12 protein-coding genes are annotated in these 13,497 nt (G+C 41.4%); all 12 read right to left on the bottom strand.

Annotated features, from left to right (window positions below):
• Positions 1-26: 26 nt before the first annotated feature.
• The 12 genes from QUB44_RS00170 to murJ all read right to left on the bottom strand — a co-directional run bounded on the left by QUB44_RS00170 (position 27) and on the right by murJ (position 13,478).
• Positions 27-1,103, bottom strand: coding sequence for a GNAT family N-acetyltransferase (locus tag QUB44_RS00170; protein WP_333361625.1), 1,077 nt, complete (start codon positions 1,101-1,103; stop codon positions 27-29).
• Positions 1,104-1,108: 5 nt separating this feature from the next.
• The gene (locus tag QUB44_RS00165; RefSeq protein ID WP_333361621.1) at positions 1,109-1,981 is read right to left on the bottom strand and encodes a phytanoyl-CoA dioxygenase family protein; all 873 of its coding nucleotides are present in this window, start codon (positions 1,979-1,981) and stop codon (positions 1,109-1,111) included.
• Positions 1,982-1,998: 17 nt separating this feature from the next.
• Complete coding sequence (locus QUB44_RS00160) at positions 1,999-3,099, bottom strand: DegT/DnrJ/EryC1/StrS aminotransferase family protein (RefSeq protein WP_333361618.1); 1,101 nt, start codon at positions 3,097-3,099, stop codon at positions 1,999-2,001.
• A gap of 13 nt (positions 3,100-3,112) precedes the next feature.
• Positions 3,113-3,799 carry a sugar transferase gene (locus QUB44_RS00155; RefSeq protein WP_333361615.1) on the bottom strand — a complete coding sequence of 229 codons (687 nt, stop codon included), beginning with the start codon at positions 3,797-3,799 and terminating at the stop codon, positions 3,113-3,115.
• A 441-nt stretch (positions 3,800-4,240) separates the two neighbouring features.
• Positions 4,241-5,002, bottom strand: a complete 762-nt coding sequence (locus QUB44_RS00150; protein ID WP_333361612.1) for a class I SAM-dependent methyltransferase — start codon at positions 5,000-5,002, stop codon at positions 4,241-4,243.
• Positions 5,003-5,055: 53 nt separating this feature from the next.
• Positions 5,056-6,129 (bottom strand): FemAB family protein, encoded by a 1,074-nt coding sequence (locus QUB44_RS00145; RefSeq protein WP_333361609.1) that lies wholly within the window; start codon positions 6,127-6,129, stop codon positions 5,056-5,058.
• Positions 6,130-6,214: 85 nt separating this feature from the next.
• Complete coding sequence (locus tag QUB44_RS00140; RefSeq protein ID WP_333361606.1) at positions 6,215-7,162, bottom strand: NAD-dependent epimerase/dehydratase family protein; 948 nt, start codon at positions 7,160-7,162, stop codon at positions 6,215-6,217.
• 3 nt (positions 7,163-7,165) lie between these two features.
• Positions 7,166-8,323, bottom strand: a complete 1,158-nt coding sequence (locus QUB44_RS00135; protein ID WP_333361605.1) for a glycosyltransferase — start codon at positions 8,321-8,323, stop codon at positions 7,166-7,168.
• A gap of 9 nt (positions 8,324-8,332) precedes the next feature.
• The gene (locus QUB44_RS00130) at positions 8,333-9,508 is read right to left on the bottom strand and encodes a glycosyltransferase (RefSeq protein WP_333361604.1); all 1,176 of its coding nucleotides are present in this window, start codon (positions 9,506-9,508) and stop codon (positions 8,333-8,335) included.
• Between the two features lie 4 nt (positions 9,509-9,512).
• Positions 9,513-10,874 (bottom strand): hypothetical protein, encoded by a 1,362-nt coding sequence (locus QUB44_RS00125; protein WP_333361603.1) that lies wholly within the window; start codon positions 10,872-10,874, stop codon positions 9,513-9,515.
• The gene (locus QUB44_RS00120) at positions 10,867-12,009 is read right to left on the bottom strand and encodes a glycosyltransferase (RefSeq protein ID WP_333361602.1); all 1,143 of its coding nucleotides are present in this window, start codon (positions 12,007-12,009) and stop codon (positions 10,867-10,869) included. The genes QUB44_RS00125 and QUB44_RS00120 overlap by 8 nt, the downstream gene beginning before the upstream one ends.
• Before the next feature lie 77 nt (positions 12,010-12,086).
• A complete protein-coding gene (gene murJ / locus QUB44_RS00115) occupies positions 12,087-13,478 on the bottom strand; it encodes a lipid II flippase MurJ (protein ID WP_333361601.1) in 1,392 nt (463 codons plus the stop codon).
• Between the last annotated feature and the right edge of the window lie 19 nt (positions 13,479-13,497).

Raw genomic sequence — 13,497 nt, 5'->3', positions numbered from 1 at the left:
CAGGCTTATTTACTACTAGCTTGCTGTTATGGTAAAGCACGATAGGCAGGGAAAAACCCTGAATTGAGCAGTGTTGCAGAATCCGTCTCCAAAGCGCTTGCCCGCAATTCTACCAGATGATGATATTTTTCTTCATCTGTAATCAGACGCATTGTAAAAAAAAGATGCCTTTGTTGAGAAAACCCAGACTTGAATATATAGAGACTATCTTGATTTGAGCCTCCCACACCACCTCCCATGTGAAAAAATTCATTGCCCCGTTCTTGAGACCAGTATCTGCCGTAATCAAATACTAAACTAAAAGGAGACTCGCTCAAAAACTCGGTTTTGCTTCCACCGAGGTGAGCCTGAACTATCTTACCGCATTCCAGAAACAAGCAAGCACTGGCAATTTGATCTTCCTTTTCTACAAGGCATAAATGAATGCCTTCGCCTAATTTTGATAAATCTTCAAAATAACTGCGTCCAAAATAATAAGATTGACTAGCTTCAACGCGCCCCATAGTCTCTTCATAAATTGCCATAAATTCATTGATATATTCTAAATAAGGGACTATTCTTGTCGTCAAACCCAATCGCTTGCACTTATTAATTGTACTTTTATGACCTTTTCTAGTACGCGATTTAATTTGAGCTGCAGAAAGTTTTAAATCAACGGATACCGTGATGCCATTGTCAGTGACAGTACCGGGTTTAAATATTTGATTTATGTTGTCGTTGAGGATGGGATGAAGCCGAAAAAAAGCGGAACATATATTCTTGCTCCTGAACACCCGCTTCAACTCTTCGATCGCCGAATCTGGAAACCCAGGCGTACTAGCTGCTGCCTCACTTAATAAAATTCCGGGATACCCGTAGGGCGAAACCGCATCAAAAATTCCCTGTGCGGTTGATTTTGTGGGCAGTATATCATCGCATTGACGCAGCAAATAAGGCAGGAAAAAAATCTTTTCGCCATCAACCATCAAAAAAGCTTCAGGAGTTGTCTTAGTTCTTTTTGCTTCTGCCAACACATACTCAGGCAAATGGTAGGTATCGTGGCGCACTTTTTGCAAGGTTTCCCGCCACAATGGGTTTAATAAATCAATAATTTGAACGTTCATTGGTCTTACTCCGACCACACAATGGGAAATATTGCCGGATCGCTGAAATCAGGATCGCCGTTGGGCAATTTACGGCACAAAAGTTCGTTAGGAATGTGAACTTCTTCTCCTTTTTGGTTCCTAAAAGACCGATATTGGTTGGCTTCGTCCTGTAGGTGGATTGCCATTGCCAAGCGGAAGACATTGCTGGTGTTGGGGTAGCTGCCGTGAATTGTCCAACAGTGATGAAAGCTGATTTGACCTTTCTTTAATATCATTGGCAATTTAACTATTTTTCGTCCTTCTCGGTGAAATTTATCTTCAATTTCTTCGAGGTTTGGGTTGTTGAAGGAGCGCATATTTCCGAGTCCCGGCCACTTGTTGCTACCGTCGAAAACGGCGATCGGCCCCAGAGACTCATCGCAGTCTTGGAAAGGTATCCAAGCGGTAAGTAAGTTGTCGGAGGTACAGGTAGACCAGTAAGCGCGATCGACGTGCCAGCCGATGGTGGTTTTGGTGCTTTTGGGTGGTTTACAGATGATTTGGTCGTCTAGAATGCGAATTTGTTTGGTTCTGGCAAGTCGTGCGGCGATCGCGCCAATAATTGGCTGAAGGGCAAATTTTCGCAGCAGCTTGCTTTGCAAGGAAATGAATTCGTTGTTGCGCGTAACGTCCCCATCTTCCGGCTTCCAGTTGCAGTATCCGCCACTGAGGGGAAGTACCGCATCTCGTTCTCCCCGGTAGAACTTTTCGCAGCCAAGGATTCCCTCTTCAATCATTTCATCGGGGATGACTTTTTTTGAGATATACCAGCCGTGTTCTTCGTAAAAAGCAACATCTTCTTCTGTGGGTAAAAGAGCTATCTGATCTGCGGTCAGATGTTGGGTAAAAGTCTCCATTTTTGATTTACTCCTGACTAATAACTAGCGCTTGGTTGCAGTTGGGAAAATTCAACAAATTTTGCTGCTACTTGGGTAATATCGTTGTAGGAATAACGATGATCTGTGGGAACAGTCAGCAGGCGATTTGATAAATCGAATGCCTGCGGATCGTTACCCGACAATTGGTCTGGCGGTTGAGGCCAATGAACGGGAGCAAAAATGTTTTTACTTATCAAAAATCGGCGCAGTTCTTCTCTAATTTGATGAGTTTTACAGAGTAAGATGCTATTAAAGGGAACCGAACCTGCAGACCAATTTGTAAATAGAGGGTGGTAACTTTCCTGTTGATTTTTTAATAGCATCTCTAAAAAATCTTTGACATTGGTTGCCCGCTGTTGCCTCATTTCGGAAATCTTTAAACTTAAGAGTACATTGTTTGTGAGGGTGGAAATAGACCGATCGCCATCATTGATTAGATGCTCCTCTCCTTCCATTTGCAGGATTCGATAGCTATCTTTGGAAATATCCGCACCCATCAAGTACGCTCGCTTTAGCAGCATAGCGGTGAGTTTTTGGGCGGCTGCCGATGATTCCGGTTTAGAAGGTCGAGGCAGTTCCATTTTTTGCCCCGACCAAATCATCGCTCCGTCTGGAATCGGCAGTGTTTTACGCAGCGATGCCATTGCGTAATGAGCGGTAGTTTGCTGCGCCCAAAGCGAGAAAGGATCGTGGCTGTGGTCTTCAATTAAGATAATATCTTGATTTTGAGTCAGCCAATCTTGCCAAGGTTTTCCTTCTTTTACCCCAAACAAATTAACCGCTAATACTAAATCACCCGGTAAGGGGCGAAGGGAGTTAAAATCTGGGACTGGTTCTGTGGGCAAATCGCGATACCAACAAAGCTCGAAAACTTTACTTATTTTGGCTGCAACTTCCATGCAGTAGTATGTCGGTAAATGCAGCCTTAATCGACCTTCGCTATCGCCTTTCAAAAAACGCTCAATAGCCAATAGAATGCCCGTAGCTGTGGAAAATAGTTCGTAATTTTCGGGGAATAAATTTTCCGATGATGATGGTGGTGTCAGGGCATCATCCGACCAATGAAATTCTGAGCCTACTTCCCATCTTGCTATCATTGATTGTAATACCTTATTCATTACCTTTAAACTCTTCACCGGTAGCCTGGCCTTCTTGACTAATTTCTTTTTGCCCCAAGACTTTCCAGACTGTTAGGAAAAGTATTTTTAAATCTAATGACAGGCTCCAATTATCGACATACCAAACATCGAGCCTGAATTTCTCCGGCCAATTTCCATCTAGAAGTCGGCGACCATTTACCTGGGCCCAACCGGTGATTCCGGGCATAACATCGTGGCGGCGTGCTTGTTCGGGACTGTAGCGTTCTAGATATCTTACTAATAAGGGGCGAGGCCCAACAAAGCTCATGTCGCCTTTGAGAACGTTCAATAGTTGTGGAAGTTCGTCCAGACTTGTTTTGCGAAGAAATTGACCGAGGGGTATGAGACGCTGTTCGTCGGGCAGCAAATTGCCATCAGCATCGCAATCGCTGGTCATCGTGCGAAACTTGTAGAAATTGAAAATGCGACCGTTTTTACCGGGACGGGGTTGGCAGAAAAAGATTGGGCCGCCCATCCGGATGTAAATGGCGATCGCCACCATTAATATTACGGGAGAGAAAACCAAAAGGGCGATCGCTGCACATAATCTATCTAATACCCACTTAACCAATTGGCTAACTTTTTTGGGATTTACTAGTTTATTAAGTTGCGAGATTTGTGAGTTTGATTTGAGCGGTAGTAATTCGTAAATACTCATGATTCTGCACCCCAACAGCAATTTACTGTAATTCCCTGAGTCTTGCACGATCGGGGTTTATACGGTAACGAGTTCTGTCAACTTTACAGAAAATTTAAATAACTTCGGTGTTTTATGAAGCTTTTATGAACCTCTGGTTGGGGCGATCACTGAATTTTACATAAAATTTAGAAAACGTCGCTGTTTTATGAATTTTTTGTAACATTTTGAGGATGGGGATGATCGCTGACTTTTCAAAAAAACGTTAATTATGGTTGCATACCTAGCTTTACAGTCAAAAGAATCTCTGGCCGCGATCGGGCGGACTGCACGCTTAACGAGGTATGATTGAGCGTTGTGCGATCGTTTACCAGTGTCCAACCTGTAATATTATGTCCGGCTAATCCACCTTGACACGCTCGCGATCGTAGTTGTTCATAAAGTTACTCACTTTACTAGAATTTACTTCTTGCAAACAAAGTAAAGCATCCCTGCAATTAATTCCTGTTTCAAGGATTCTATGTCATCACACATCTTACCTTGAGCAATCTGATAACTCGAACCAACGGCAACTATTTTAAACCCGACTTGTGTCAAAATTTGGTGAGCCTCTTGTACTTTATACCAATATGGGTAAGGGCCGCGATCGAGTAGCGCCAAAAAGTTATATTTTCCGCCCAGCTTAAGCCAAGGAATATATTGAATTGAGCGATTCGCTCCAGAGAACCTCCTCAACATACTTAAATATGCTAAATATACTACAAACGGACTTTTGATTCTCGATTCAAAATTTAAAAATGAGAAGAGTGCTGTCCCATCCTTTTTGAGAATCCGATAAGCCTCTCTCAAAGCTTTTAATCTTTTTTCCTCTTCCTCTATAAAACACACAATTTGCTGCAAGTAAATTATCTGCTCGAAACCCGAACTTTCATAACTTAAATCTGTTGCATCCTGCACTTCAAAAGAGATACTCTGACTTGCTTCTCTCTGCTTTGCTTGTTCGATAAACTCAGGCACATAATCATAACCGTAAAGATATTGAAAACCTAAATCTTTCATTTCGAGCAGAATTCTTCCCGCTGCCGTGCCAGCTTCAACTGTTTTTTTATTTTTCTTCAAATATTTGAGAATTAGGTAATTTTCGGCTTCATTGAGACCTTTTTTATCTGCCCAAACCTCAAACTCTACTGTACTGTAAACTTCTTTGTTGTTGATAATTGGCATATGCTTTTCAATTGTTCTTCAAAAATGGTGCAAAATTTCAATTTTCTTTAACTTTATTTTGGACAGCGATAAGCAGGGAAAAATTTTGTACTCAGTAGTTCTTCAACCTTCGCATTTAAAGACTTTGCCTGCAATTCAACCAGATGGCGATATTTTTCTTTATCTATAATTAAGCGCAGCGTCAAAAAGGTGTGCGTCTGCTTAGAAAAACCTGCTTTAAAATGATAGAGACTATCCTTGCCACCTCCAACACCTCCCCCCAAATGAAAAACTGCATTGCCACGTTCTTTAGCCCAAAATCGAACATAATCGAACATCAGCTTGCTGGGTGCTTGTTTAAAAAACTCGTTTCTGGTTCCTCCCAAATGATATTGAATTATTCCACCACACTCGGTAAATATTCCAGAACAAGTAACTTTATTCTCTAATTCAACTATACACAAGTGGACTTTTTCACCTAGTTTAGAGAAATGCGAAAAGTATTCATCATCAAAATAGTACGATCGCCCAGCTCCTAACCGATCCATTGTTTCATAGTAAATTGAAATAAAATCGCCGATCGACTCCTGAAAAGGAACCATTCTTGCTGTCATCCCAGAACGTTTCAACTTATTAATACTGGTGCGATGTTCCGGTCTAGTTTGACTCCATATTTCCGCTTCGGAGAGTTTCAAATTAACAGATACAGTTTCTCCGTTAACGTTGCAAATATCAGGAGATAAAAAATCATTGAAGCCGCTGTTAAGTATCGGATGCAGCCGAAAAAATGCTGAACACACTCCCTTGGCACGCAATGCAGAGATTAGCTGATTGATTGCCCCATCTAAAAACTCTTTCGTACTAGCTGCCTTATCACTCAACAGAATTCCCGGATAACCATAAGGGGAGACAACATCAAAAACTTCTTGGGTTGTTAAGCGTTGGTCAAAGATGTCATCACACTGACGCAACAAATAAGGCAGAAAAAATATTTTGTCATCTTCAGCTATCAAAATAGCTTCTGCTATGGCGTTGTGCCTAATAGACTCCAAATATAGATATTCAGGCAAATGATAGATATCGTGGCGAACTTTTTCCAGAGTCTCTAACCACAAAGAGTCTGATAAACCAATTACTTGAATATTCATTTTCTGATCTGCCAAATAAAAATTGATCTCATGTTCGGTTGAATCGCTTCCGGTAGCTGCATCTGTCAAGTATGTTAAGTAGGCCCTAACCATACAAAGACTGCACCCATTCCCATTCTTGTCTCAATCCTTCCCTCAAAGAAACCTGTGCCTGATATCCCAATATTTTCTGAGCTTTGGATACATCAGCGCTAGTATCCCGCGCATCTCCTTTGCTCGATTCTAGGTAATTGATGCGAATCGGGCGATCGACAATGTGTTCCATTGTGTGAATAACTTCTGCTAAAGCAACTCGACTTCCCCCTCCTATATTGAAAATTTCGCCCACAGCTTCTGGAACTTTAGCAGCAGCTACATTAGCAGCAATGCAATCGCTGATAAACGTAAAGTCTCGGGTTTGCTGTCCGTCTCCGTAAATTGAAATCGCTTCGCCGCGCAAAATTGATTTAAAAAATATGTGGAATGCCATATCGGGACGCTGGCGAGGCCCGTAAACGGTGAAATAGCGCAACATGGTTGCCGGAACGCCGAAATTGTGATAATAAAGCGAACACAAACGTTCAGCGGCTAACTTAGTAATTCCGTAGGGAGAAACTGGTTGAGGACAGGCAGTTTCGCTGGTAGGGAAAGTTTCCGCATTGCCGTACACCGAAGAAGAAGAAGCTAGTACAAATCTTTTCAGTTGCGGTGCATCTTTTGCTGCTTCTAAGATTACCTGAGTTGCATTGATGTTGCGATCGGTATAGCTGCGGAAACCTTCTCCCCAACTAGCGCGCACGCCTGCTTGCGCTGCTTGGTGATAAATAACTTCTGTATTAGCTAAGAGCGATCGCCAATCCAAAGATAAAATATTGCCCTCAAGCAGTTGAAAATTTGGATTTTTTGCAAAATGAGCGAGATTTTTTCTCTTCAATTCGGGATCGTAATAATCGTTGACTTCATCAATGCCGATAACTTTCTCACCTTGCTTTAACAGAGTTTCTACTAAGTGAGAGCCGATAAAACCTGCCGCGCCTGTAACTATATTAGTCATGTGTTAATTATTGATTGTTGATTGTTGGTTGTTGATTTCAGCGTACAAAGCCTCGTGTTGCTTCAGGATATTCTGGAGTTCGTAAGCAAGTATGCTTTTTCTACCGCGCTGTGCCATTTCGCGAGCTGCAACCGGGCGATCAAGCACCCAAGCCATAGCCTGAGCCAACCCCTCGATATCTCCCAACTTGACAAGAAGACCGCAACCTCCCTCCAGCAAGTCGCGAGTGCCACGAATATCTGTGCCGATCGCCGGAATTTCTAGCGACAAAGACTCCATAATACTTCTAGGCAATCCCTCCTGTTCCGAAGCCAGCAGAGTCGCCACAGAAGCTCGCATTAAAGTCGGAACATCTCGGCGGTTTCCGAGAAAATGTACCTGATTTTTCACACCCAAATCCGATGCCAATTGCTGTATTTCCGCCAGCATGGGGCCGTCTCCAGCAAAAGCCAAATCAACATCAGGTCGAGCCAGTTTAGCAAAAGCCTTTAAGACATCCTGGGGGTGCTTGCGGGGAATGAATTCGATCGCGGAGAGAAACAGTTGAGTTTCCCCGTTAAGGCTCATTTCCTGACGCACTTGCTTGACATCAGCTTCAGAAACAGCACTGGGGCTGTAGCGATCGAGATCCACTCCAATTCCCGGCATATAGCGGACTCTTTCAGGAGGAAGAATTTTGTAGCGTTTTGCTGCTGATTCATCCTCGCGATTAATCGTGACTAAATAATCAGTCCAAGGCCCAGCTAGTTGTTCCAAATTCAGAAATACAGCATTTTTTAACGGTTTGCCTAGAGGATGGAAATGAAAGCCGTGAGCCGTGTATATCACCTGAAATTTACGCTGCTTTTTCAAATCTTTGAGAGCGTATCTAGCAACAAAGGCAGCAACAGGCGTGTGTACGTGAATTATATTATATTGTTCTGTTTGTACAACCTCTCGAATCACTCGCGGAGCCACTAAAAAATTTCTCATATCTAGAGGATTGCGCGACCATTCTACATCCCAGACGCGCTCGAATGCCTGCAAACATTCAGCATTTTCTGAAATTCCGCAAGCCATTGCATCCACTCGCCAACCCAGCTCACGGAAGCGCTCGGCAAAAGGCAGCAAAAAAGCGTGGATAGTTGCTGGAATAGTAGTGATAATTAGAAGGCTGTTCATATTAGGAATTTATTTGATTTTTTTAGCATTTAAGGTACTTTCATACAATTTATCGTACTGAGCTACCACAGAGTCTAAAGAAAAGAATTCAACAATTCTATCTCTAGCTGATTTTCCTAAAGTTTCCCTTTCCTCCCAATCTAGAACGATTAACTCTTTCCAAGCAGTTGCCAGCGCTTCAGCATTTTTTGGAGGTACTACTTTTCCGGTATTAGAAACAATCCAAGCTGAATCACCTACATGTGTAACGACGCAAGGCACCCCGCAGGACATCGCCTCTCCTACAACCAAAGGAAATGCTTCACCGTAAGCAGAAGCGACAGTAGAAATATCTAATGCAGCAGTTAAGCGAGGGATGTCGGTGCGCTCTCCCAACAGGTGAACGCGATCGCCTAGTTTCAACTCTTCAATTAATTTTATTAGACACATATTTTGTCGATCTACTTCAGTGCCAATTAACAAAAAATGTACGTCTGGATAGGTTTTTAAGAGCAAAGCAGCAGCTTGCAGAAAGTTAGCATGGTCTTTCATCGGATGATAGCGACCGATCGCGCCAATTATTATCGTTTTTTCTGCTAATCCTAGCTCAGCTTTCACCGCTAATTTCTCTTCTAGTGATGGCACAAATAAGAAAGTATCAAAACCGTTGGGAATGACGCAATTATTTTGACGGTTATAACCTAAAGCTTCATGTTGTAGCTTGCTAGCTTGAGACACAAAAATCACCTGATCAGTTAACCGGGATAGATAAGCACACAATTTAATAATCTTAACCGTTAAACTTTTTTCTGATTCCAATGAACTAATTGAATGATGAACGCTCCACAAAACAGGTGTTTTCAACAGGGACAGCGCACTCGCTAATTGTGCTGCTAAATTGCCGTGATACATCCAACCTTGAATTAAGTCTGGCTGGAGTTGTCGCACTAGGCAAACTAATTTCCATATTGCTGCTGGTGTAGCCATTCCGGGTTTCATATCCGTAGTATAGACGGGGATGCCTAAAGATTCAATGCGATCGCCCCACGTCCCCCGATCCATTAAAGAAACCACAGCAGGAGAAAACCGCTGCCGGTTTATTCTGGACAACAAATTGTAGAGCATTCTCTCTGCACCACCTGTTGACAGTCCGGTAGTGATATATATAATTGACACCTTTTTCTCAGAACTACTGTCATTACCCATTGTTTTAATTTCCCTGAACAGAGCTTATTTTTTGATCGCGCCGAACTATCAAAATTTTGCTGCCTAAAGCCATCAACAAGAAACTTGCTGCCAATAACATAAAATTAGATTGGAAAAATGACTCCGGATCACTCCCTTGAAAGAAAACCCATATTTGAGCTACTAAAGCATAAAAATACGGCATCCAAAACACATCTCTTAGATGTTTTTCCAGCATAGATTGTAGGCAGCCGCCAATCCATCCATAAGTTAAGCAAACTATCACCAATCCGGGCCACCACAAACTATATATACCGAAAGCCAGAAAGCCAGTCGGTATCGCATAATCAAACGAGCCCACAATAAAGACAGTATTATAATACAGAACGGTTTCTGGTGATTCGCTACCTAATAAACGGTCGGGAACCAAACTCAAAATTCCGTATAATATATCTATAAACCAGCGAACGTCGTAACTTTTGCTAAAAGCCGTATCCAGTGAAAAAACTGTATAGTAAAAGTTGCTCATAAAACCATAAAAGCTAAACCCTTCATCCCTGGCATTATCTTGTATAGATTGGTTAAACCTATCTATAACAGCATCAAATCCATCTGGAATTGCACTCAGACTAGAAAATAAATTTTTACCATAAAACAGAAATAAAGCCGTAAATATAATAAAAATAGCACTTGATATCCGGGGAATTTTTTTGGTTTTTAGTATATAAATCTGGTAAAATCCCAGAAGGTAGTAAATAATGTTTAATCGTCCTGCTCTCAACATAAAAGAAATTAATGCACTAACTACAGCTCCCAGAAATAACACAACCTTCAACAATTTGTGTTTTCCACTATTCTTTTCAAACACAAAAGCTGCTAATAAATAGGATGAAAAACCAGTACCAGATAAAAATCTCATAAAGAAACCTAGCGCCCCAGTTGACACCCAACCCGATCGTGCGGCTAATCCTTGCGTTATGGCATTGGAAATTCCACCAAAAGCTGAGCTATATATCTGTATTGATGCCAATGAGAATAAAAGTAAAAAAATTGTATAACAAAAAACAATTCCACTGTGACGAGATTTAATAACAATTTTATTTCCTAGCGTTCGAGCAGACGTTGAATAAAATCCTTTAACTACAATAAAGTAGCCTATAAAAATTGCTGTAGCCGTTTGCCAGCTATTCGTATTAGCGAGTACACTTTCCCAGTCAGCCCCCACAGCTTTTTGAACATCAAAAGCTATTAGAAATCCAGGCAATGGATACCAGAGTATGAAAGCCAGATTAAACATACTTAAAAAATCTATTTCATTGTCTTTTTTTCTGATAAACTCTATAATTATTATCAGAACTATCAATACTAAATAAACACTTTCAAGCATCTAATAACTCCGAGTTTTCAATTATTTTTCTTAAAACTGTTTCGGTTGTATCATGAAGTTTTTTGGTAGTAAAATTATCGATAATACGCTGCCGCGCCATTATCGATAATTGTGGGCGATCGCTGCTTAAAATTTGCATCCACGAAAGAAACAAAGCCTGATGATTACTTAGGGGTACGACCATTCCCGTATCGCCAACAATTAACCTCGAATCCCCATTATCTGTCACCGCACAAGGTACGCCACAAGCCATTGCCTCTCCAATTACATTAGCAAACCCTTCGCCGTGGGAAGAAGAAGAACAAGCAATATCTAGGGCATTATTTACCGCCGGCATATCTGGGCGAGCTCCTGCCCAGATAACGCGATCGCCAATGTCCAATTCATCGGTCAAGCGATACAATTCTTGTGCGTAGTTTTCCGGCCCGATACCAACACAGACAAAACGCACATCCTGTCTTTCTTGACACATTAGTGCGGCTGCCCTAAGAAAAGTGGGATGGTCTTTCATGGGTGCCAATCTGCCCACCAAACCAATTAAAATCATGTCCGGTGAAATCCCCCATTCCTTTCTGACTTTTGCCCCTGCTTTTGGATCTGGCTGAAAACGTTCAACATCTATACCGTTGAGAATGACTACCATCTTTTTGGCGGGATATCCCTGGGTTATATAATAGGTTTTTCCAGCATAGGAATTGACGACCATTAAGTCAGCAAAGCACGATAAAATCGGCGTTATCTGAGAGAGAAAACGCCCTAGCCAACCATAAAGATTGGGATCGGTGTTAGATTCCCGTATTCCCCAGACTATCCGGGTTGAAGTAAAAAATGGCTTGACAAAAATAGCGACTAAATTTGATTCGCCCAAGTATCCGTGCAGCACATCCGGCTGGATTTGCCTGAGATATTTAACAAGACGCCAAAAAAAGCCAAATACATCCCAACGCTGTCGTTTTTCCAGACAGATAGATCGCACTCCACTTTCATTTAAGTCTTTTTCTAAACCCCCCCCTGGGTAAAAGTATAATAACGTTATATCAAAGTAGTCTTTAAGACCTTTTACTAAGGTCACTAATTGCCTTTGAGCACCACCGTAGTTTAAATCGCGGATGAGGAATACAACTTTTTTTTTCATGGCTGCTGATAGTGCACAAGGAGATAATACTATCTTCTCATATATTCATTGTTTACACAACAATTTTCATCTTTATTTTACATTAATTCACTTTTTGTCTGACTCGCCCCTGTTATTTTTCTTAAATTTTGCTGAGCCGAAACAAACATATATAAAAAAGAAAATAGATAGACAAAGCTGGTGGACAAGGCAATACCTTTGATTCCTATCCATTGCATAAAAATATAATTCAAAGTTATATTAAGCATTAAGTTAAATGCCGACACTCGCATCAAAATATAATTAAGTCTCATGGATATCATTAACCGGGCTAACAAAATATTTCCAATATAGAATGGTATTTGAAACGCGAAACAGAATTGAATTTGAGCTACTAAGTGAGTATCATTAGCTGTAAAAGAGCCTCTTTGGAAAAGGAGTTGGACTATTAACTCAGAAAATAAAATCAAGAATCCTGTTAGCGGCACGGTCAATGCAAAAATTAGTCCCAGATAACGATTAAGGGTGTGACGTACATTTGCCCAATCTTCGCGGGCAACCATTTTAGAAAAATACGGAATTACAGCCGTGCTTAATGCTGTGGCAATCAAGGTAATCGGCAAGGCAATTACTCTGTTACCGTAGTTGAGAGATGCTACGCTGCCTGGCGACAGCATTGCTGCCATTGATTGATCTACTATAGCTGCGGTATTCATTAAGAGTGCTCCCGTAACTGCCGGGATATATTGACTTGCTACTTGTCTCAGGTGAGGATCAAATCCATACCATTTTGGCATCAATGAAATACCTTGTTGGTGCAGCGATATTCCGATCGCAACCATTTCCAATACTACACCAAAGACAAGTCCTGCTGCTAAGTTAAAGATTCCCCAAGAATGAAGCACTAAGAGTAATAGGATAGTCATAATCGGAGTAAAAATTGGAGCAAGAGCGACTAAGGCGAAACGCTCTCCTGCATTCAAAGTAGCACGCCAGCTAGTCATAAAAGTTTCCAGCAGGACAACAGGTGCGATCGCGCACAACAACTTAAAAGTCAAATCTAACTTTTCCCGACTGAACCCTCCGGCAATTAAGGGTAAATATATCGGTGCAGTCACCACCATTAATATAGTTGCAATTGCTAACACTACAAAAATCCAGACTGTAGCTCCCGAAAAAAGTCTTTGAGCTGCGTTTGTACCTTCCCTATCTCGCACACGAATATAAGTAGGTATAAGGGCTGCATTAAAGGAGCTAGATACAACATTTGTAATAAAAGCAGGCACCAACAAGGCAATTAAAAACGCATCTAAAGTATCGCCAGTACCAAATTTCCATGCCACTACTAATTCTTTAACTAAAGCTACTGCTTTAACAATTATCGTTCCTAAAGCAACTGTAACAGCCGCACCAAAAATTTGGCGATTTACAGAGCCACTTGTCTGTTGATGCCAAAAATCAAGTAATTTTTGAGTAGACAAAATTTTCATAGGGAACACTTTTGATTTG

It is taken from the genome of Microcoleus sp. AT3-D2 (assembly GCF_036705715.1).
Lineage (GTDB): Bacteria > Cyanobacteriota > Cyanobacteriia > Cyanobacteriales > Microcoleaceae > Microcoleus.
Note: the sequence above shows the minus strand (reverse complement) of the source record. Positions and strands in the feature narration are given on the sequence as shown.

Bases quoted from the DNA above. Each gene is read 5' to 3' on its own strand.
- QUB44_RS00150 (WP_333361612.1), bottom strand. From the start codon at position 5,002: ATGCCAATTATCAACAACAAAGAAGTTTACAGTACAGTAGAGTTTGAG.
- murJ (WP_333361601.1), bottom strand. From the start codon at position 13,478: ATGAAAATTTTGTCTACTCAAAAATTACTTGATTTTTGGCATCAACAG.
- QUB44_RS00155 (WP_333361615.1), bottom strand. From the start codon at position 3,799: ATGAGTATTTACGAATTACTACCGCTCAAATCAAACTCACAAATCTCG.
- QUB44_RS00125 (WP_333361603.1), bottom strand. From the start codon at position 10,874: ATGCTTGAAAGTGTTTATTTAGTATTGATAGTTCTGATAATAATTATA.
- QUB44_RS00120 (WP_333361602.1), bottom strand. From the start codon at position 12,009: ATGAAAAAAAAAGTTGTATTCCTCATCCGCGATTTAAACTACGGTGGT.
- QUB44_RS00170 (WP_333361625.1), bottom strand. From the start codon at position 1,103: ATGAACGTTCAAATTATTGATTTATTAAACCCATTGTGGCGGGAAACC.
- QUB44_RS00145 (WP_333361609.1), bottom strand. From the start codon at position 6,129: ATGAATATTCAAGTAATTGGTTTATCAGACTCTTTGTGGTTAGAGACT.
- QUB44_RS00130 (WP_333361604.1), bottom strand. From the start codon at position 9,508: ATGGGTAATGACAGTAGTTCTGAGAAAAAGGTGTCAATTATATATATC.
- QUB44_RS00140 (WP_333361606.1), bottom strand. From the start codon at position 7,162: ATGACTAATATAGTTACAGGCGCGGCAGGTTTTATCGGCTCTCACTTA.
- QUB44_RS00160 (WP_333361618.1), bottom strand. From the start codon at position 3,099: ATGATAGCAAGATGGGAAGTAGGCTCAGAATTTCATTGGTCGGATGAT.
- QUB44_RS00135 (WP_333361605.1), bottom strand. From the start codon at position 8,323: ATGAACAGCCTTCTAATTATCACTACTATTCCAGCAACTATCCACGCT.
- QUB44_RS00165 (WP_333361621.1), bottom strand. From the start codon at position 1,981: ATGGAGACTTTTACCCAACATCTGACCGCAGATCAGATAGCTCTTTTA.